The following is a 19,659-nucleotide window of genomic DNA, read 5'->3' as shown; positions in this document are numbered from 1 at the left end:
CCCACACCCCACGCCGTCGCTGTCGGGTGTTTGTTTTTATATGAATCACCGCCCGCCGCGGCGGCGGCCCCGGCGGCCCCGCCCCCGCCGCCGCCCGCGCCGGCCGCGAAGGTTGAACCGCCGGCGCCGAAGGCTGCGCCCGCGCCCAAGGTGGCCGCCACGCCGCCGGCTCCGGCCAAGCCCGCGCCGGTCAAGGCCGCGCCCGCCACGCCCGAGGCCAAGACCCCGGCTCCGGCGGCCAAGGCCGCGGGCGTCGCCGCCGTGCAGATCGGCGCCTTCTCGTCTCAGGCGCTCGCCGACAAGGGCTGGAGCGACGCCGCGGCCATCGCCCCCGGCCCCGCCGCCGGCAAGGGCAAGAGCGTGGAGAAGGTGGAAAAGGACGGCCACACCCTCTTCCGCACCCAGGTGACCGGCTTCGGCAGCCGCGCCGACGCGACCGCCTTCTGCGCCAAGCTCAAGGCCGCCGGGAAGGCCTGCTTCGTCAAGTGACCGTGACGGCCGCCATCCTCGGCTGTTCCGGCCCCAAGCTGACGGCCGAGGAGAAGATCTTCTTCCGGCGGGTGAACCCCTGGGGCTTCATCCTCTTCGGCCGCAACGTGCAGACCCCCGACCAGGTGCGCACGCTCACCAATGCGCTGCGCGAGAGCGTCGGACGCGCCGACGCGCCGGTGCTGATCGACCAGGAGGGCGGGCGGGTCCAGCGGTTGGGGCCGCCGAACTGGGGCCGCTATCCGCCGGGCCGCGCCTACGGCGACCTGGCCGGCAATGACCCGCTGTTCCGGCGCGAGATCACCCGGCTCGGCGCGCGGCTCATGGCCCACGACCTGACGGCGCTGGGCATCAACGTCGATTGCCTGCCGGTGCTCGACGTGCCGGACCCCACGGGCCACGAGATCATCGGCGACCGAGCCTATGGCGGCACGCCGGACGAAGTCGCGTTGATGGGCCGGGCCGCCGCCGAGGGCCTGATCGCCGGCGGCGTCCTGCCGGTCATCAAGCACATCCCCGGACACGGTCGCGCGATGGCCGACAGCCACCTGGAGTTGCCGGTTGTGGACGCGAGCTTCGCGGACCTGGAGGCGCGCGACTTCGCGCCGTTCCGCGTGCTCTCCGACATGCCGATGGCGATGACCGCCCATGTGATCTATTCGGCGATCGACCGGAAGCGGCCGGCCACCACCTCGAAGAAGGTGATGCGCAAGGCGGTGCGCGGCGCGATCGGCTTCGACGGGCTGGTGATGAGCGACGACCTTTCCATGAAGGCGCTGAGCGGCGACTTCACCGAACGCGCCCGCGCTAGCCGCGCGGCCGGCTGCGACATGGTCCTGCACTGCAATGGCGGCCTGGCGGAGATGAAGGCCGTGGTGGCCGGCGCCGGGTCCTTGAAAGGCCGCGCCGCCGGACGGGCCAGGGCGGCGCTGGCGCGGATCGCCCGGACGCCGGAGCCGTTCGATGCGGCCGAGGCCCGGGCCCGCTTCGACGCCGCGTTCGAGGGTCGGTTCGCGGCATGACCATGACCTTCCAGCCCAATCTCGACTTCGCCGCCGCGGCCACCGCCGCCGAGGACGGGGAGGCGCTGATCGTCGACATCGACGGCTATGAAGGCCCGTTGCACGTGCTGCTGGCGCTCGCCCGCAGCCAGAAGGTCGACCTTCTGCAGCTCTCGATCCTGAAGCTCGCCGAGCAGTACCTGGCCTTTGTGCAGCAGGCGCGCCGCCAGCAGTTCTCGCTAGCCGCCGACTATCTGGTGATGGCCTCGTGGCTCGCCTACCTGAAGTCCCGCCTCCTGCTCCCCAAGCCCGAACAACCGAAGGCCGACGAGGCGCCGGCCGAGGAGATCGCCGCCCGGCTCGCCTTCCGCCTGGCTAAGCTCGACGCCATGCGCAGCGCCGCCGAGGCGCTCCGCACCCGACCGCAGATGGGCCGCGACGTCTTCGGCCGCGGCGACCCGGAGGCCATACGGGTGATCCCCTCAGGCCGCGTCGAGGGCGATCTCTACGGGCTGATGAGCGCCTACATCGCCCAGCGCACCAAGGAATCCAGCCGCCGCTACACGCCCGCCCTGCCGACCGCCTATCCGCTGGAGGAGGCGCGCGACCGCCTGCGCCGGCTGCTGCCGGAGCTCGCCCGCTGGACGCCGCTCGCCGGCGTCGCGCCGATGGAGTCGGGCGGGCAGGGGCCGAGCCGGGCCTCCTATGTCGCCTCGACGCTGTCGGCCGGCCTGGAGCTGGTGAAGGAAGGCGCGCTGGAGGCCCGCCAGCTTGAGGCCTTCGCCGACATCTACCTGCGCAGCCGGCGGGAGAAGGCCGCATGAGCGACGTCGTCCACACCGAGCGCGAGGTCGAGGCCCTGCTGTTCGCCGCCGCCGGGCCGCTCAGCGACGCCGAGATCGCCAAGCGGCTGCCGGAGGGGGCGGACGTAGCCGGCGCGATCGTGGCGCTGCAAGCCCGCTACCAGGGCCGCGGCGTGGAGCTGGTCGCGGTCGCCGGACGCTGGCGCTTCCAGACGGCCGCCGATCTCGCCTGGCTGATGACCGATGAGCGCGAGGAGCCGCGCCGGCTCTCCCGCGCCGCCCAGGAGACCCTGGCGATCATCGCCTACCACCAGCCGGTGACCCGCGCGGAGATCGAGGCGGTGCGCGGCGTGCAGGCGAGCAAGGGCACGCTCGACGTCCTCCTCGAGCTCGGCATGGTGCGCATGCGCGGCCGCCGGCGCACGCCGGGCCGGCCGATCACCTACGGCACCACCGACGCCTTCCTGGAGCATTTCGGCCTGGCCAGCGTCGGCGACCTGCCGGGCGCCGCCGAGATGCGCGCGGCGGGCCTGCTCTCGCTCGACCTGCCGGCCGACTTCGCCGTCCCCGATCCCAATGGGCTCGCCGCCGACGAGGACCCGCTCGACGAGGGCGACGCGCCAGAGTTCCACACCGACTTCCTCGGCGAGGAAACCGCCTCCTAGCGCAGGATTGTCGCGTGGCGCGCGGGCTGGAGACGGACTATATAGCGGCTTGGACGATGTCGCCGGGGCGCGACGGGATTGGAGTTTTCGACGCCATGGGCGGTCTTTCGATCTGGCATCTGATTTTCGCGGGCGTGGTCATCCTCCTGCTGTTCGGCGGCCGGGGTAAGATTTCCGGCATCATGGGCGACACCGCCAAGGGCATCAAAGCCTTCCGCGAGGGCCTGAAGGGCGAAGACGAGGCCCACGAGGAAGAGGCGCCGCCGGCCAAGCCGCTGCCGAAGACGGCCGCGAAGACCGCGCCCAAGGCGCGCGCCAGGACCAAGGCCTGAGCTCGATCCCCGGCCCCAGCGGTCCTAGGTTTCCACTGCGCCTGAAACCGCGCTAAGGCACGGCCATGTTTCCCGAAGGACGCGCTCTAGAACTCCTGATCGCCGCGGTGGTGGCGCTGATCGTAGTGGGTCCGAAGGACCTGCCGGTGCTGCTGCGCAAGCTGGGGCAGTTCATGGCCAAGGTGCGCTCGATGGCCGCCGAATTCCGCGCCAGCTTCGACGAAATGGCCCGCCAGTCGGAGCTCGACGAACTGCGCCAGGAGGTCGAGGCCATGCGCAAGGGCCAGCTCCTGGACGTCGAGACCCACGCGCCGGAGGTGAACCAGGCCTTCAACGAGATCAGCCAGGGCCTCTCCGACGTGGGCGTCGAGCTGAACCAGCCTGTGATGAAGCCCTACGCCTACGTCCAGAGCGAGCCCATCGAGGTCGGGGCCGCGCCGAGGGCCCGAGCCCGCAAAGCCGCCGCGAAGGCTGGGGCGAAGAAGAAACCCCCGGCCAAGGCGATGGCGGCCAAGCCGGCGTCCAAGGCCAAGCCGGCGCCCGCCGCGAAGGCCAAGCCGGTCGTGAAATCTGCGGCGAAGCGGGCGCCTGCCAAGGCGGCTGCGCCCAAGCCGCGAGCCCGTAAGGCGTCCGCCCCGTGAGCGACCTGCCCGAGGACGAAATCGAGGCCTCCCGCGCGCCCCTGATGGACCATCTGGTCGAGCTGCGCGCGCGGCTGATCCGCTGCGTGATCGCGCTGTTCGTGGCCTTCATCATCTGCTTCGCGTTTTCGACCCAGGCCTTCACCCTGCTGGTTCACCCCTTCTACGTCGCCGCGGGCCTGCTCGCGGTCCGGGTGCAGGAGGCCAAGGGCGGCGGCGCGACCGGGGATTTTCTCCACCAGGCTCAGAGCATGCTGACCAGCACCAAGAATATGTTCCTGGTGCTGGCGGGGCTGAAAGAGCTGCCGCCGGTTCCGGGCCAGGTGACGAGCCTGATCTTCACCGCGCCGCTGGAATTCTTTTTCACCAAGGTAAAGCTGTCGGTGCTGGGCGCTGTGGCCTTGAGCTTCCCGATCTGGGCGCAGCAGGTCTACGCCTTCGTCGCGCCGGGGCTCTACAAGCGCGAGCGCCGCGCCTTCCTGCCGTTCCTGGTCGCCTCGCCCCTGCTGTTCCTGGCCGGTGCGGCGATGGTCTACTACATGATCATGCCCTTCCTGCTGTGGTTCGCGCTCTCCCAGCAGATCGTGGCCACGGCGGGGATTTCGGTGCAGTTGCTGCCGAAGGTCTCGGAGTATCTCGACCAGGTGCTGGCGCTGCTGCTGGCCTTCGGCCTGGGGTTCCAGCTGCCGGTGATCCTGGCGCTGCTGGGCATGGCCGGCATCGTGAACTCGAAGATGCTGATGGCCGGCTGGCGCTACGCGGTGGTGGGCATCGTCATCGCTGCGGCGATCATCACGCCGCCTGACCCGATCAGCCAGATCCTGCTGTCGCTGCCGCTCATCGGCCTCTACTTCGCCTCGGTGGGGTGTGTCTGGGTGATCGAGCTCCGGCGAAAGAAGGAAGACGACGCCGCGGCCTAGCCCCTTGGGGTTGGCCCCCGCGCCAACGCGCTCTAGAGAAGCCGCTTCCCTCCCACCTTGCGGCCGCCATGCACGACATCCGAGCCATTCGCGAAACGCCTGAGCCCTACGTTAAAGGCTGGGACGCGAAGGGCCTGTCCGGCGCGGACCTGGTGGCCCAGATCACCGCGCTGGATGCGACGCTGCGGACCGCCCAGACCGGCTGGCAGACCGCCCAGGCCGAGCGCAACGACGCCTCCAAGAAGATCGGCGCCGCCAAGGCCGCCAAGGACGAGGCCGAAGCCGCGCGGCTGATGGCGCAGGTGGATGCGCTGAAGGCCAAGCTGGAATCCGACAGCGAAGCCGAGAAAGCCGCAGGCCAGGCGCTGAACGCCCTGCTGGCCGGCCTGCCGAACATCCCCGCGGCCGACGTGCCGCTGGGCGAGGACGAGCACGCCAACGTCGAGGTGCGCCGCTGGGGCGAGCCGTTCGCCATCGCCAATCCCAAGGATCACTCCACCCTTGGCGAAGGCCTGGGCCTGCTGGACTTCGAGGCCGCCGCCCGGATGAGCGGGGCGCGCTTCGCGGTGCTGAAGGGCGAGCTCGCCCGGCTGGAACGCGCGCTCGGCCAGTTCATGCTCGATTTCCAGACGACCGAGCACGGCTACACCGAGGTCTCGCCGCCGCTGCTGGTCAACGATGCGGCGGCCTATGGAACGGACAAGCTCCCGAAGTTCGCCGACGACCTCTTCCAGACCACCGACGGCCGCTGGCTGATCCCCACCGCCGAGGTGCCGCTGACCAGCCTGGTGATGGGCCAGATCGTTGCGCAAGAGGAGCTGCCGCTGCGCTACACGGCGCTGACGCCTTGCTTCCGTTCGGAGGCCGGCGCCTCCGGCAAGGACACCCGCGGAATGATCCGCCAGCACCAGTTCTACAAGGTCGAGCTGGTCTCCATCGTTGAGCCAGACAAGTCCGACGAGGAACACGAGCGGATGGTCGGCTGCGCCGAGGCGATCCTGAAGCGGCTGGAGCTGCCGTTCCGCACCATGCTGCTCTGCACCGGGGACATGGGTTTCGGAGCGAAGAAGACCTACGACCTCGAGGTCTGGCTGCCGTCCGAGGACCGCTACCGCGAGATCAGCTCCTGCTCCAACTGCGGCGACTTCCAGGCCCGCCGCATGGACGCCCGCACCAAGGCGGCCGGCGAAAAGGGCACGCGGTTCGTGCACACGCTGAACGGCTCGGGCCTGGCCGTCGGCCGTACGCTGGTGGCGCTGATGGAGAACTACCAGGACGAGGATGGCCGCATCGCCATTCCCCAGGCGCTGCATCCCTACTTGAAGGGCCTGACCCACATCGGGGGCAAGGCCGCTTGAGGATCCTGCTCACCAACGATGACGGGATCCATGCCGAGGGGCTGACCGCGCTGGAAAAGATCGCAGCAAAGCTGTCCGACGACGTCTGGATCTGTGCGCCGGACGCCGAGCGGTCTGGGGCCAGCCGGGCGCTCACGCTCTCCGATCCGATTCGGGTTCGCGAGCTGGACCCACGGCGCTTCTCCACGACCGGCACGCCCACCGACTGCGTGATGCTGGGCATCCACGAGCTGGTGACCGGCAAGAAGCCCGACCTCGTGCTCTCCGGCGTCAACCGCGGCGCCAATCTCGCTGAGGACGTCACCATGTCGGGCACGGTGGCCGGCGCCATCGAGGCCATGGCGCTGGGCGTGCCGGGCATCGCGCTCTCGCAGATGGGCTTCTACGAGGGCAACCGAAGCTATGAGCCCGCCGAGGTCTTCGCGCCGGGCATCATCCGCCGGCTCATGGAGGTGGGCTGGGCGAACGACGTGGTCATGAACATCAACTTCCCCTACCGGCCGGTCGCCGAGATCACCGAGGTGGAGGTCACCCGCCAGGGCTTCCGCGACGCCCATATCCGCATCGCGGAAAAGCGTACCGACCTGCGCGGCCGGGACTACTACTGGATGGGATTCAGGCAGGAGCGCTCGAAACCGGCCGACGGCACCGACCTGCGCGCGATCTATGACGGCAAGATCTCGGTGACGCCGCTGCATATCGACCTCACGCACGCCGAGTCAGTGCACAAACTGCGGGGCGTTCTGGGTGGCCCGCCGCCCCATGCGTGATTTGGCCAAGGCCTAGGATGGCGAAGAAAGACGACGACACGGCCGAGACGCGGCTTGCCCGCCTGATCCTCGCCCTGCGCTCGCAAGGGGTGAGCGAGCCTGCCGTGCTGAATGCCATCGAGACGACACCGCGCGAAGCCTTCACGCCGGATCTTTTCAAGGAACGCGCGTTCGAGGATTCCGCCCTGCCGATCGCTTGCGGCCAGACCATCAGCCAGCCCTACATCGTCGGGCTGATGACCCAGGCGCTGAAGCTCGACCGGCGCGACCGGGTATTGGAGATCGGCACCGGCAGCGGCTACCAGACCACCATCCTCTCCAAGCTCTCGCGGCTGGTCTACACGGTGGAGCGCTACCGCACCCTGATGCGGGAGGCCGAGGCCCGCTTCAAGGCGCTGGGCCTGACCAATGTCATCACCCGGTTCGGCGACGGCGGGGAGGGCTGGCCCGAGCAGGCGCCTTTCGACCGCATTATGGTCACAGCCGCCGCGTCTGATGAGCCGAAGGCCTTGCTGAGCCAGCTGAAGCCGAACGGGGTCCTGGTGGCGCCGATCGGCAAGGGGCCGGTGCAGAGCCTTCGTCGCTATACGGGCGACGGCAAGGGGGGCTTCGAGGTCGAGGCGCTGACCGACGTGCGGTTCGTGCCCCTGCTCGACGGGGTGGCGAAGGAACTTTGACGAAGACGTGTGGCGTGTACGGCGTTTGCGGGTTGGCGCGGATGGGCGGCTTAACCCATCATCAACCCTGGCGCCCCGACTCATGGCCATGTTCAATACCGGAGCGGCGATGACGCATTTCCTCCAGCGATCGGCCCTGATCCTCCTGGCGAGCACCGCGCTTTGCGCGGCCCCCGCCTTCGCGCGCCCGCACCACAACGCCAACAAGGCGGTGGAAGCCCCCAAGGCCGCCAACGGCAAGATCATCACGCTGAAGAGCGAGAGCGCGGCCTATGTGGTCAAGAAGGGCGACACCCTCGAGAAGATCGCCGACAAGCTCGACACCACGATCGCCGAGCTGACCAGCGCCAACAAGCTCAAGAAGACCAGCGTGCTGCAGCCGGGCGACGTGCTGAAGGGGCCGGCGGTCGCCAGGAAGGCCTATGTGGTCGCCAACGGCGACACCGTCTTCTCCATCGCCAAGCGCTTCCACGTCACGGTTGAGGAACTGCGCGACGAGAACGACCTCTCGGCCCGGACCCAGATCCGCCCCGGACAGAAGATTCGCCTGCCCGCCGACTTCGTGATCCCGGCCGTCCTGGCGGCCGAGGACAACGCCGACAGCGGCGACGCCGCCCCGGCCAAGGGCGCGAAGGCGCGGCGCGGCAAGACCCCGGCCGCCGACACCGTGGACGACACGCCGTCGGGCGGCGACCGCATGGTGGCCGGCAAGGTCGTGACCAGCCAGGGCCGGCGCGAGACCTACCGGGTGAAGAAGGGCGACACCCTCGACAAGATCGCCGCCAAGCTCGACACCGACGTCAGCCAGCTCAAGGCCGACAACCACCTGAAGGGCAACAATCTCCAGCTGGGCCAGGCCCTCAAGGGGCCGTCCTTCACCGAGCACGCCTATGTCGCCCAGCCCGGCGACACCCTTGCCCAGATCGCCCAGCGCTTCAGCATCAGCGTCGATCGCCTGCGCCTCGAGAACGACATGTCCCGCCGTCGCGCCACCGTGCGCCCCGGGCAGAAGATCTACCTGCCGGACGGCTACCGCGACCGCGGCGCCTTGCGCGGATCGGAGCCTCCGGAGGCTCCGCGCAGCTATCCGCGCCCGGTCGAGCCGTCGGCGCAACTACCGTCCCGACCGCAGCCCTATCAGCCGTCGGGCGCAGCCCCCAGGCCGTCATCCGGCACGCCGGGCGCGGCCCCGGCCGCGGCGCCCAGCTCCGCGCCCGCACCGAGCGACGCCCAGGTCTCGCAGATGGGCCGGGGCCGGTTCGTGTGGCCGCTGAAGGGCGAGATACTGTCCGACTTCGGGCCCTTGGCCGGCGGCCAGCACAACGACGGCATCAACATCCAGGCCCAGGCGGGCGCGGCGGTCCGCTCCGCCGCCGACGGCGACGTGGTCTACGCCGGCGACCAGGTGCCGGGCTTCGGCAATCTGGTGCTGATCAAGCACGCCGACGGCTGGGTCACCGCCTACGGGTTCCTCAGCCACATCGACGTGCGGAACCAGCAGAAGGTCACCCAAGGCCAGCAGATCGGCCAGGCCGGCAATTCCGGCGGCGTGCCCGAGCCGCAGCTGCACTTCGAGGTGCGCTATGCGCCCAACCCGCTCGACGCGCGGGCGCGGCCCGTCGACCCGAAGCTGGTGCTTCCGAAGTAGCTAGAGCGGCAGGCTCTTCCCCAGCTCTCCCGCCAGATCGCGGATGAACTGCCAGGCGACCCGGCCGGAGCGGGCTCCGCGCAGCTGCGCCCACTGCAGGGCGCGGCGATCGAGGTCCGGCGCCTTGAGGCCATAGCGCTTCGCATAGCCCTGGACGGCCGCCAGATAGGTCGCCTGGTCCATGGGCGCGAAGCCGATCCACAGGCCGAAGCGGTCGGAGACGCTGACCTCCTCCTCGGCGTCCTCGGCGGTGGCGATCAGGCCGCGGTCCTCGCCATGGCCGCCCCTTTCGCCATGAGATCTGGGCATCAGGTGCCGGCGGTTCGAGGTCGCGGCGAACAGCACATTGGCGGGCGGGCCGGAGACGCCGCCTTCGAGCGCCGACTTCAGCGCCTTGGCCGCCGCCGCGCCCTCTTCGAAGGAGAGGTCGTCGCAAAGCACCAGGAAGCGTTCGGGCCGCGCCCGCAGGATGTCGAACAGGCCCGGCAGCGCCGTCACCTGGTCGCGATCGACCTCCACGAGCTTCAAGTCCGGCGCCCCGGCCGCGACATGCATGAAGGCGGCCTTGGCGAGCGAGCTCTTCCCCGCGCCGCGCACACCCCAGAGCAGGGCGTGGTTGCAGGGTAGGCCGCCCGCGAACCGCTGCAGGTTCTCGACGAAGCGGTCCTTCTGGCGGTCGACGCCGACCAGCGCGTCCAGCGGCAGGGGATAGTCGGGCGCCGGATGGAAGGCGCCGGCCGCCGGCTCGTGGCGGAAGAGGCGCGCCGCTCCGAAATCGGGCTCGGCGGCGCGCGGCGGCGCGAGGCGCTCGAGGGCCTCGGCGATCCGCGCCAGGACGGGTTCCAGCTCATGCGTCATCACGCCGAGGCTTAGCCTGCCGAGCTTCCATTGCAAAACGGGGTCGCAGCGCATAGCTTCCGCCGACTTCGCGCGGGGGCCTTCGAAAGGCCGCCGTCGCACTGCATTTCGGAGAGGCCATGCCCGCTAGCCCAGACCTTACACAGAACCTGATGCAGTTCCTGCCGCTCGTCGGTCTGGTCGTCCTGTTCTATTTCTTGATGATCCGTCCGCAGCAGCGCCGCATGAAAGCCCACCAGACGACCCTCGCCGGCCTCAAGCGCGGCGACATGGTGGTCCTGTCCTCCGGCGTGCACGGCAAGGTCGTCCGTGTCGAAGAGGCCGACGTGGGCGTCGAGATCGCCACCGGCGTCACCGTCAAGGTGCGCAAGGGCATGATCACCGAGGTGCAGGCCCGCGGCGCGCCGGCCCCGGCGAACGACTCCAAGACCTAGAAGCGCGTCCGCACCCGCCATGATGAATCTTGCCCGCTGGAAGGTGATCCTCGTCCTCCTGGCGACGATCTTCGGCCTGCTGTTCACCCTGCCGAACGTGTTGCCGGCCAAGGTCCGCGACAGCCTGCCGGCGTTCATGCCGAAGAGCACCCTGCACCTGGGCCTCGACCTGCAGGGCGGCTCGGACCTGCTCTATTCGGTCGACACGGTGGCGCTGCGCAACGAGCGGCTGACCAACATGGCCGAGGACGTCCGCACGACCTTCCGCGACAAGGAGATCGCCTTTACCGACCTTGCCGTCACCAACGGCGAGATCGGACTGCGGGTCACCGACCCGTCGCAGTACTCGACGGCCCTGAACGTGCTGCGCCAATCGATCGGCGCGGCGATCCCCGGCGCTCCGGGCGGGCGCGAGGTCAGCGTCAGCTCCGGCGACAACCAGCGGATCCGTATCGCCTTCGTGCCCGAGGCCTTCGACGCCGACGTCTCCAAGGCCGTCGACCAGAACATCGAGGTCATCCGCCGCCGGATCGACCAGATGGGCACCAAGGAGCCGGACATCTCGCGGCGCGGCAAGGACCGCATCGACATCCAGGCCGCCGGCGAAAGCGACCCGGAGCGCCTGAAGACCGTCATCGGCCAGACCGCCAAGCTGAGCTTCCAGTTGCTCGACGAGACCGTCTCCCAGCAGGACCTCGCCTCCGGACGCGTGCCGCCGGGCGACGAGCTTCTGCAATCGACGGATGGCTCGGCGGCCAGCTACCTGGTCAAAAAGCGTCAGATCGTCACCGGCGAGATGCTGACCAACGCCCAGTCGACCTTCGATTCCCAGACCAACCAGCCAGTGGTCTCCCTCCGCTTCAATGGTATCGGCGGACGCAAGTTCGGCGACATGACGCGCCAGAACATCGGCAAGCGCTTCGCCATCGTCCTCGACAAGAAGGTCATCTCGGCGCCGGTGATTGAAAGCGCGATCGCCGGCGGCAGCGGCCAGATCCACGGCCACTTCACGGTCGAGACCGCCAACGACCTGGCGGTGCTGCTGCGGGCCGGCGCGCTTCCGGCGCCGATGAAGGTCGAGGAACAGCGGACCGTGGGCGCCGAGCTGGGCGCGGACGCCGTCAAGTCGGGCACGCTGTCGGCCGTGGTGGGCCTGGCGCTCACTATGGTGTTCATGCTCGCCATCTACGGCGTGCTGTTCGGCGGCATCTCGCTGATCGCGCTGGCGGTCAACGCGGTGATGATCATCGGTATCATGAGCTTCACCCAGGCGACGCTGACACTCCCGGGCATCGCCGGCCTGATCCTGACGCTGGCCGTGGCGGTCGACGCCAACGTCTTGATCTACGAACGGATGCGCGACGAACTGCGCGCCGGGCGCAACCTGATCGGCTCCATGGAGGCGGGCTTCTCGCGCGCCATGGGGACCATCCTCGACGCCAACATGACCCACCTGCTCTCGGCGGCCATCATGTTCTCGTTCGGGTCCGGCCCTGTGAAGGGTTTCGCCTGGACCCTGGCCATCGGCGTGCTCACGACCGTGTTCTCGGCCGTCCTCGTCACCCAAGTGCTTCTCGCCTGGTGGTTCCGCACCGCCCGGCCGAAGACGCTGCCGATCGCGTAAGGGAGCCCAAGCTTTGAAATTCTGGCCCCTCATCAAGGTCCTGCCGGTCCGGACGCACTTCCGGTTCGTGCGGCTGTCGAAGGTGTTCTCGAGCCTCTCCGTGCTCGCGATCGCCGCCTCGATCTTCTTCTCGCTCTATCCGTTCAAGCCGCCCTGCGGCGGGCTGGCCTGCGGCATCGATTTCGCCGGCGGCACGGTGCTGGAACTGTCCACGGCGCCCAACGCCGTCGACACCGCCAAGGTCCGCAGCGCGCTCGATCCGATGCATCTGGGCGACCTGGTGGTGCAGGGCGGCGGCGCGCCGTCGGCGGCCATCATCCGCTTCCAGGCCCCGGCGGGCGCCGACATCTCCAAGACCGTCGCCACCGCCCAGACCCACCTGACCCAGGCGCTGGGGACCGTGAAGTTCACCCGCACAGATGTGGTGGGCCCGAAGGTCTCCGGCGAGCTCCTGACCTCGGGGCTCCTGGGCCTCGGCCTCGCGATCCTCCTGATGCTGCTCTACATCTGGTTCCGGTTCGAACTGCAGTTCGGCCTGGGCGCCGTGGCGGCGCTGTTCCACGACGTCTTCCTGACCTTCGGGATGATGGCGCTGCTGAAGAACTACATCGAGTTCGACCTGCGCGCGGTCGCCGCGATCCTGACCATCATCGGCTATTCGATGAACGACACCGTCGTGGTGTTCGACCGGTTCCGCGAGAACCTGCGCAAATACAAGCGCATGCCGCTGGACGAGGTGATCGACATGTCCATCAACGAGATGCTGACGCGGACCATCATCACCAGCATGACCGCGGTCCTGGCCCTGGTGGCCCTGGCGGTGTTCGGCGGTCCCTCGCTCTTTGGCCTGTCGGTGATCCTGTTGTTCGGCATCGCCATCGGCACCTATTCGTCGATCTATATCGCGGCCCCGGTGATCCTGCTCTGGGGCGTCAAGCGGGCCGATGAAGAGGCCGAGCCGCTGAAGCCCGCCACCGTCCGCTAGGGGAGGGGCGGCCCGTGGCCCGCGACGCGCCCTCCATCGACGCCTATGGCGACGGCGGCTTCCGCCTGTCGGGAGACTGGCATGCCGGCTCGCTGCTGATCGTCGCCGACCAGGCGCAGCCGTGGCCGGTCGCCGCCCTCGCCGAGCTGACCACCGAGAGCCTCGCGCCGGTTCTGGCCGCCGGACGCGCTGAGGTCGAGTTCCTGCTGCTGGGCGTCGGCGCCCGCAACGCCCAGCCGCCACGCGCCATCCGCGAGGTGCTGTCCGCCGCGGGCATCGGCCTCGAGTTCATGGACACGCCCGCCGCGGCGCGCATCTACAATGTGCTGACCTCGGAAGGCCGCCGCCTGGCCGCGGCCCTGATCGCCGTCTGAGCCGTTTCCGCCTGCGTCAAAACGACCTATACGTGACGCTCAGGGTAGGAATCACGAGGGCGCACACATGGCCGGACTACTTTCCAATTTCCGCAACACCGTCATCGTCGGTCTGATCCTCGCCGGGGTGATGATCTGGGCCTATTCCCAGGGCCCGCAGGGCACGGGCGAGATCTTCTTCGTCGCGGTGTTCCGCTGGATGCACGTCTTCTTCGGCATCCTCTGGATCGGCCTGCTCTACTACTTCAACTTCGTGCAGATCCGCGTCATGCCGTCGGTGCCCGCCGAGCTGAAGCCGGGCGTCTCGAAGTACATCGCCCCGGAAGCGCTGTTCTGGTTCCGCTGGTCGGCGTTGGCCACGGTGATCATGGGCCTCGCGATCGCCGGCAGCCGCCACTACCTTGTCCAGACGCTGTCGTTCGGCCTGGCGGGTGCGTCCGATCCGGCCAGCCACAAGCAGTATGCCCTCCTGGGCCTCGGCATGTGGTTGGGCATCGTCATGATGCTCAATGTCTGGGGCATCATCTGGCCGAACCAGAAGCGCGCCTTGGGTCTCGTCGAGGCCGATGCGGATACCAAGGCCAAGGCTGCGAAGGTCGCGACGATGGGCTCTCGCGTCAACCTGATGCTGTCGCTGCCGATGCTGGTGGCCATGACCATGTCTCAGACGATCTTCGGCTGAGTTCGGGCGCAATCGCAGGACGGGAAGGCCCGCCTTAACCGGCGGGCCTTTTCATAGGCGCCATGAGCGAACCCGACACCGAAACCCTTCCGGGCGGCGATCTCGACGCCCTGCTGCGGCGCGTGGATCCCGACCGCTGGCTTTCCAGCCGCTTCATCGGCCAGGCGGCCCAGCGCGCCGACGTCATCGCGCTCTATGCCTTCGACCATGAGCTGGCGCGGGCGCCCAGGGTCGCGTCGAACGCCCTGCTGGGCGAGATGCGCCTGACCTGGTGGCGCGAGGCGCTGGAGGAGATCTACGAGAGCCGCCCCGTGCGCCACCACCCCGCGGCCCAGGCCCTCGCCGAGGCGGTCGCGCGCCGCGGTCTCGATCGCGCGGCCTTGGAGACCATGATCGACGCCCGCTACCGCGAGCTCGATCCTGCGCCAATGAGCGAGGGCGAGGTGCTGGACTGGGCTCGCGACACCGGCGGGCTCGCCGCCCAGCTGGCGGCCCAGGTGCTCGATCCGGCGACGGAGGCGAAGATGGCGCTGGCCGGCGGCTCGGCCTGGTCGCTGGGCAAGCGCCTGGCTGACAACCCGGACCTGCGACCGACCTTCCTGAAGGTGATCCACGCCGCGCGCAGCGCCTCGCGCAACCTCAGCGTCGCGGCCTTTCCCGCCGTGGCGCACGCCGCGCTCGCCGGTCGCCCCGCCCAGAACGACTTCGCCCGGCGCCTGCGCCTGACCGTCGCCGTGGCCCGGGGCCGGATTTAGCGGCCTATTCCGCTGCGAGCGCCGGCTCGCCCGCGGCCCAGGCGTCGAGGTCGGCCAGAGCGCGCTCGCCCATCAGCCGCTTCTTCGCCCGGCCGCGCTCCTTGTGCGGCAGGCGTTTGCCGTCGGCGCCGTGTTTCGGGCCTTCCAGCGGCGGCAGCAGGCCGTAGTTGATGTTCATCGGCTGGAACGAACCCTTCCCGGCGTCGAGGTGCCCGCCGGTGATGTGGCCGATCAGGGCGCCGAGCGCGGTCGTGGCCGGTGGCGCCTGCGCGTCGCGGCCCAGGCGCTCAGCGGCGGCGAAACGTCCGGCCATCAGGCCCACCGCGGCGCTCTCGACATAGCCCTCGACACCGGTCACCTGGCCGGCGAAACGCAGGCGCGGATCGGCCTTCAGGCGGAGCGAGCCGTCGAGCAGGCGGGGGCTGTTCAGGAAGGTGTTGCGGTGCAGGCCGCCGAGCCTCGCGAACACCGCCTTCTCCAGGCCCGGGATGGCGCGGAAGATGTCGCTCTGAGCGCCATGCTTCAGCTTGGTCTGGAAGCCCACCATGTTCCACAGGGTGCCCAGCGCATTGTCCTGGCGCAGCTGGACGACCGCCCAGGCCTTGGTCTGAGGATCGTGCTCGTTGGTCAGGCCCACCGGCTTCATCGGCCCGTGGCGCAAGGTCTCGCGCCCGCGCTCGGCCATGACCTCGATCGGCAGGCAGCCGTCGAAGTAGGGCACGTGCTCCCAGTCCTTGAACTCCGACTTCGGGCCGGCCAGCAGGGCGTCGACGAAGGCGTCGTACTGGGCCTTGTCCATCGGGCAGTTGATGTAGGCGGCCGCGTCGCCGCCGGGACCTTCCTTGTCGTATCGCGACTGGCGCCAGGCGACGCCCATGTCGATCGACTCCAGGTGCACAATGGGCGCGATGGCGTCGAAGAACGACAGCTCGCCCTCGCCGGTCAGCTGGAGGATCGCGTCCGACAGGGCGGGCGAGGTGAGGGGGCCGGTGGCGACGATGACGCTGTCCCAGTCGGCGGGCGGCAGGCCGGCGATCTCTTCGCGGGCGATGCTGACCAGCGGATGGGCTTCAAGCCGTTCGGTGACCGCTTGGGCGAAGCCGTCGCGGTCGACGGCCAGAGCGCCGCCGGCCGGGACCTGGTGGGCGTCGCCGCAGGCCAGGACGATCGAGCCCAGCCTGCGCATCTCGGCGTGCAACAGGCCGACCGCATTGCCGGTCCAGTCGTCGGCGCGGAAGGAGTTGGAGCAGACGAGCTCGGCCAGCCGGTCGGTCTGGTGGGCGTCGGTGCCGCGCACCGGGCGCATCTCGTGCAGCACGACAGGCACGCCGGCCTCGGCCAGCTGCCAGGCCGCCTCGGAACCGGCCAGGCCGCCCCCGACCACATGCACCGGCCGAAGGGAGGAAGAGGGGGTTTTCATGCGTGGCTAACTAGCAACGATCCGATGAGATCGCGAGCGGGGCCTTGCACGCGAAGGGGGCGAGCCCCAACCTTGCATCCAAAGGGGAGGCCGACTCGTTTCCTATGTAGTGGGGTCGGGCCTAGGGACGAGGATGTCGGGGTTTTCAGCCTCTGAGGCTGCGCTAGAAGGATTTCGGATCACGCGGGAGAACCCCCGGGCGTTCGGCGCCTGGGTGGGTGCGACCCTGCTTGTGAGCGTGCTGGGCCCGGTGATCAGCGCGCTCATGCCGGCCAACGTCCGCCACGGGCTGGAGACCATCACCGCCGACCAGACGCCGACGGCGGGTCAGTTGCTCGACGCCCTGATCCTGGTGGCGCCGATCCTGATCCTTGGCCTGGCCGTCCAATGCGTCATGGCCGCGGCCGTCTATCGCCTGATCTTCCGCCATGACGACACGCGCTTCGGCTATCTGCGGCTGGGCGTGGACGAGCTGCGCCTGATGGGCCTGACGCTGATCTGCTTCGGCCTGGCGATGGTGCTGGTGGTGGCCCTGACCATGGCCTCGGCGATCGTCGTGGCCCTGGCCTCCATCGGCGGCCCGGCGATGGAAGGCTTCGTCGGCGGCGTCGCCTGGCTGTTCTCGGTCGGCATCCTGGTGTTCGTGCTCGTGCGCCTGTCGCTCGCCCCGGTGGCGACCTTCGCAGAGCGGCGTCTGGCGATCTTCGAATCCTGGACGCTGACCCGCGGCCAGTTCTGGCGGCTGCTCGGTGCCTACACCCTCGCGCTCGCCTGCATCGTGGTGATCGGCCTTTTGATCATCGTGGTCTTCTTCGGGATCGCCGGCGTCATCGTGCTGATGAGCGGCGGACAGGTTGCCGACATCAGCTCCTTCATCAGCACCGACGGCAGCTCGCTGCGCGGCTACCTGAGCATCGGGGTGATCGCCTATATGGTCGTCAGCAGCGTGTTCAGCGCGCTCTACAATGCGGTGATCGCCGCGCCCGGCGCGGTCGCCTACCAGCAGTTGCTCGGACACCCGCCCGGCCAGCCGCTGGCCGCCCAGCCGGAGGCCGGCTGAAGCCGTCTCGGCGATGACCCGCTTCTCCGCCAGCGATGCGGCTCTGGAGGGCTTCCAGGTGCTGCGCGGCCATTGGCGCGTGGTGATCGGCTGGTGCCTGTTCACGGTGCTGGGCTTCGTGGGCCTGCTCGTCCTGGCTGTCATCGCGATCACCCTCACCATCGCCATCGCATTGGCCGCCAAGGCCGCGGATCAGAACGAGATGGCCGGGACCGCGGTCGGCGGCCTGGTGCTGGGTCTTGGGGGCGCGGCGATCCAGTGGGTCGTCCTGGCAGCGCTCTATCGCCTGACGCTTCGGCCCGGCGCGCCGCCGGGGACCTACTACCTGCGGATCGGACGTGACGAGATCCGGCTGTTCGGCCTGTGGCTGGTGATCCTGATCCTCTCCGCCTGTCTGATCACGGTGGGCTACCTGGCGGTCCAGGGGCTGACGCGCCTCAGCGGCGCGGCGGGCGGCATCGGCACGCTGCTGTTCATTCTGCTCATGCTGTGGCTGGCGATCCGGACCAGCCTGGCTGGGCCGGCCAACTTCGCCACCGGCCGGTTCGGCCTCGTGGAGTCCTGGCGGCTGACCCGAGGCCATGTCTGGTCGCTGCTCGGGATGACCCTGCTGGCCGGTTGCCTCATGGCCCTGATCGCCATCGTGCTCTTCGTTCTGGTCGCCGTGCTAGAGGCCGCGATCGGCGGTTTCCATACGCTCGCGCCGATCAGCCTCTCGGACCGCCAGGCGCTTACCGATCGGCCCGGAGCCTATGTGTTCGGCCTGATCGCCGAGCTGGTCTGCGGGCCGCTCTATCTGGTGATCGGCCAGACGCCCTTCGTGGCCGCCTACAGGGCGCTCTCGGCGGAGAAGGCTTAGGCCTCCGCGCTTGGCCGGGCCGAGGCGCGGTCGTGCCAGGCCTTGAGGTTGGCGTACTCATCCTCCAGCGGCAGGCCGATCCAGCCCGCGAAGTCGACGGTGGTCAGCAGGCAGATGTCGGCCATGGAGTAGCTTCCGCCCGCCAGCCAGGTTTTGCCCTCCAGCTCGCGGTTCAGGTAGCGCTGGGCGCCCTTGTAGGTCTCCTTGTTGGACTCCCCGAAGTCCTTGTACTGGGTCAGCAGCGCCGCCGTGCGCGGGTGGGCGTGACGCCAGAAATTGCCGACCGGCATCATCACCGTGAACTCGGTGCGGCGCACCCACATGTCGACCATGGCCTTCTCGACGGGGGTCGTCCCGAACATCGGCGGCTCCGGGTGGGTCTCATCGAAATAGCGGCAGATGGCGACGGTTTCGGCGATGCAGGTTCCGTCGTTGAGCTCCAGCGCCGGAAGCTGGCCCATTGAGTTCTTGGCGCGGAACTCCGGCGACTTGTGCTCGCGCTTCATCATGTCGACCCGCGTCTCGGGCAGCGCGATGCCCTTCTCCGCCAGGAAGATGCGCACGCGGCGCGGATTGGGGGCGGGGTTCGGCGCGCCGTAGAGGATCATCGCAGCTCCAATCTCTCAAAAGAATGGAGCGAGGCTACACACCCGCCCGCGCGATGGGGAGAGGCTAGGCGCTGACCCGCTTCTTGCTCTGCGACCCGGCGCGCTGGCGGTGGCGTTCCAGGAGCTCGGCGAGGTAGCGGCCGGTCCAGCTCTTGGGATTGGCCGCGACCTGCTCCGGCGTGCCGGTCGCCACGATCTCGCCGCCGCCGTCGCCGCCTTCGGGGCCGAAGTCGACGACCCAGTCGGCGGTCTTCACGACGTCGAGGTTGTGCTCGATGACGACGACCGTATTGCCCTGGTCGACCAGCTCATGGAGCACTTCCAGGAGCTTCTTGGTGTCCTCGAAATGCAGGCCCGTGGTCGGCTCGTCGAGGATGTAGAGGGTCTTGCCGGTGGCCCGGCGCGACAGCTCCTTGGAGAGCTTCACCCGCTGCGCCTCGCCGCCCGAGAGCGTGGTCGAGGACTGGCCGACCTTCACATAGCCCAGGCCGACGCGCTTCAGCGTCGCCATCTTCTCGCGCAGCACCGGCACGGCCTTGAAGAACTCCGCGGCCTCATCGACCGTCATGTCGAGCACGTCGGAGATGCTCTTGCCCTTGAACAGGACTTCCAGCGTCTCGCGGTTGTAGCGGTGGCCGTGGCAGACGTCGCAGGTGACGTAGACGTCGGGCAGGAAGTGCATCTCGATCTTGATCA

23 protein-coding genes are annotated in these 19,659 nt (G+C 69.1%); 19 read left to right on the top strand and 4 right to left on the bottom strand.

The annotated features are described in order from the left end of the window. The 11 genes from ACESMY_RS22290 to ACESMY_RS22240 form a co-directional block, all read left to right on the top strand. On the top strand, positions 1-489 hold a 489-nt coding region (locus ACESMY_RS22290), incomplete at its 5' end, for an SPOR domain-containing protein (RefSeq protein ID WP_372786839.1). Next, positions 486-1,511 (top strand): beta-N-acetylhexosaminidase, encoded by a 1,026-nt coding sequence (gene nagZ, locus ACESMY_RS22285; RefSeq protein ID WP_372786838.1) that lies wholly within the window; start codon positions 486-488, stop codon positions 1,509-1,511. The genes ACESMY_RS22290 and nagZ, both read left to right, overlap by 4 nt. Further along, positions 1,508-2,314, top strand: coding sequence for a ScpA family protein (locus ACESMY_RS22280; RefSeq protein ID WP_372786837.1), 807 nt, complete (start codon positions 1,508-1,510; stop codon positions 2,312-2,314). Before nagZ ends, ACESMY_RS22280 begins: the two co-directional genes overlap by 4 nt. Continuing rightward, positions 2,311-2,958 (top strand): SMC-Scp complex subunit ScpB, encoded by a 648-nt coding sequence (scpB, locus tag ACESMY_RS22275; protein WP_372786836.1) that lies wholly within the window; start codon positions 2,311-2,313, stop codon positions 2,956-2,958. The genes ACESMY_RS22280 and scpB overlap by 4 nt, the downstream gene beginning before the upstream one ends. A gap of 95 nt (positions 2,959-3,053) precedes the next feature. Continuing rightward, positions 3,054-3,290 carry a twin-arginine translocase TatA/TatE family subunit gene (locus tag ACESMY_RS22270; protein WP_372786835.1) on the top strand — a complete coding sequence of 79 codons (237 nt, stop codon included), beginning with the start codon at positions 3,054-3,056 and terminating at the stop codon, positions 3,288-3,290. Positions 3,291-3,355: 65 nt separating this feature from the next. Next, complete coding sequence (gene tatB, locus ACESMY_RS22265) at positions 3,356-3,931, top strand: Sec-independent protein translocase protein TatB (protein WP_372786833.1); 576 nt, start codon at positions 3,356-3,358, stop codon at positions 3,929-3,931. 44 nt (positions 3,932-3,975) lie between these two features. Then, the gene (tatC, locus tag ACESMY_RS22260; RefSeq protein ID WP_372786841.1) at positions 3,976-4,851 is read left to right on the top strand and encodes a twin-arginine translocase subunit TatC; all 876 of its coding nucleotides are present in this window, start codon (positions 3,976-3,978) and stop codon (positions 4,849-4,851) included. Positions 4,852-4,919: 68 nt separating this feature from the next. After that, positions 4,920-6,209, top strand: a complete 1,290-nt coding sequence (gene serS / locus ACESMY_RS22255) for a serine--tRNA ligase (RefSeq protein ID WP_372786832.1) — start codon at positions 4,920-4,922, stop codon at positions 6,207-6,209. Next, entirely contained in the window at positions 6,206-6,979 is a 774-nt protein-coding gene (gene surE, locus ACESMY_RS22250; protein WP_372786831.1) for a 5'/3'-nucleotidase SurE, read from the top strand. The genes serS and surE overlap by 4 nt, the downstream gene beginning before the upstream one ends. 17 nt (positions 6,980-6,996) lie before the next feature. Continuing rightward, positions 6,997-7,656 carry a protein-L-isoaspartate(D-aspartate) O-methyltransferase gene (locus ACESMY_RS22245; protein WP_372786830.1) on the top strand — a complete coding sequence of 220 codons (660 nt, stop codon included), beginning with the start codon at positions 6,997-6,999 and terminating at the stop codon, positions 7,654-7,656. 109 nt (positions 7,657-7,765) lie between these two features. Next, positions 7,766-9,304: a LysM peptidoglycan-binding domain-containing protein gene (locus ACESMY_RS22240; RefSeq protein ID WP_372786829.1), complete on the top strand. Its 1,539-nt coding sequence runs from the start codon at positions 7,766-7,768 to the stop codon at positions 9,302-9,304. Here ACESMY_RS22240 and ACESMY_RS22235 read toward each other — a convergent pair whose 3' ends face one another. Further along, positions 9,305-10,162, bottom strand: a complete 858-nt coding sequence (locus ACESMY_RS22235) for an ATP-binding protein (RefSeq protein ID WP_372786840.1) — start codon at positions 10,160-10,162, stop codon at positions 9,305-9,307. 119 nt (positions 10,163-10,281) lie between these two features. On the opposite strand from ACESMY_RS22235, the gene yajC reads away from it, so the two are divergent. The 6 genes from yajC to ACESMY_RS22205 all read left to right on the top strand — a co-directional run bounded on the left by yajC (position 10,282) and on the right by ACESMY_RS22205 (position 15,016). Next, positions 10,282-10,596: a preprotein translocase subunit YajC gene (gene yajC / locus ACESMY_RS22230; protein ID WP_372786828.1), complete on the top strand. Its 315-nt coding sequence runs from the start codon at positions 10,282-10,284 to the stop codon at positions 10,594-10,596. A 19-nt stretch (positions 10,597-10,615) separates the two neighbouring features. After that, a complete protein-coding gene (secD, locus tag ACESMY_RS22225) occupies positions 10,616-12,220 on the top strand; it encodes a protein translocase subunit SecD (protein ID WP_372786827.1) in 1,605 nt (534 codons plus the stop codon). A gap of 13 nt (positions 12,221-12,233) precedes the next feature. After that, positions 12,234-13,205: a protein translocase subunit SecF gene (gene secF, locus ACESMY_RS22220; RefSeq protein WP_372786826.1), complete on the top strand. Its 972-nt coding sequence runs from the start codon at positions 12,234-12,236 to the stop codon at positions 13,203-13,205. Between the two features lie 14 nt (positions 13,206-13,219). Further along, positions 13,220-13,579, top strand: a complete 360-nt coding sequence (locus ACESMY_RS22215) for an Mth938-like domain-containing protein (RefSeq protein WP_372786825.1) — start codon at positions 13,220-13,222, stop codon at positions 13,577-13,579. 67 nt (positions 13,580-13,646) lie between these two features. Continuing rightward, the gene (locus ACESMY_RS22210) at positions 13,647-14,261 is read left to right on the top strand and encodes a urate hydroxylase PuuD (protein ID WP_372786824.1); all 615 of its coding nucleotides are present in this window, start codon (positions 13,647-13,649) and stop codon (positions 14,259-14,261) included. Positions 14,262-14,323: 62 nt separating this feature from the next. Continuing rightward, the gene (locus ACESMY_RS22205) at positions 14,324-15,016 is read left to right on the top strand and encodes a squalene/phytoene synthase family protein (RefSeq protein WP_372786823.1); all 693 of its coding nucleotides are present in this window, start codon (positions 14,324-14,326) and stop codon (positions 15,014-15,016) included. 4 nt (positions 15,017-15,020) lie between these two features. Here ACESMY_RS22205 and trmFO read toward each other — a convergent pair whose 3' ends face one another. Next, complete coding sequence (trmFO, locus tag ACESMY_RS22200; RefSeq protein ID WP_372786822.1) at positions 15,021-16,436, bottom strand: methylenetetrahydrofolate--tRNA-(uracil(54)-C(5))-methyltransferase (FADH(2)-oxidizing) TrmFO; 1,416 nt, start codon at positions 16,434-16,436, stop codon at positions 15,021-15,023. Between the two features lie 214 nt (positions 16,437-16,650). On the opposite strand from trmFO, the gene ACESMY_RS22195 reads away from it, so the two are divergent. Together ACESMY_RS22195 and ACESMY_RS22190 are read left to right on the top strand one after the other, a co-directional pair. Next, positions 16,651-17,496 (top strand): hypothetical protein, encoded by an 846-nt coding sequence (locus tag ACESMY_RS22195; RefSeq protein ID WP_372786821.1) that lies wholly within the window; start codon positions 16,651-16,653, stop codon positions 17,494-17,496. Positions 17,497-17,509: 13 nt separating this feature from the next. Continuing rightward, a complete protein-coding gene (locus ACESMY_RS22190) occupies positions 17,510-18,355 on the top strand; it encodes a hypothetical protein (protein WP_372786820.1) in 846 nt (281 codons plus the stop codon). Here the strand turns inward: ACESMY_RS22190 and ACESMY_RS22185 are convergent. Beyond that, on the bottom strand, positions 18,352-18,963 hold the full coding sequence (locus ACESMY_RS22185) for a glutathione S-transferase family protein (protein ID WP_372786819.1): 612 nt from the start codon (positions 18,961-18,963) through the stop codon (positions 18,352-18,354). The genes ACESMY_RS22190 and ACESMY_RS22185 overlap by 4 nt on opposite strands. Before the next feature lie 64 nt (positions 18,964-19,027). Then, the coding region (locus tag ACESMY_RS22180) for an ATP-binding cassette domain-containing protein (RefSeq protein WP_372786818.1) at positions 19,028-19,659 on the bottom strand (632 nt) is incomplete at its 5' end.

Origin of the sequence: Phenylobacterium sp. (genome assembly GCF_041691455.1) — a bacterium.
Taxonomy (GTDB): domain Bacteria; phylum Pseudomonadota; class Alphaproteobacteria; order Caulobacterales; family Caulobacteraceae; genus Phenylobacterium.
This window is presented reverse-complemented; position numbering and strand designations above follow the sequence as displayed.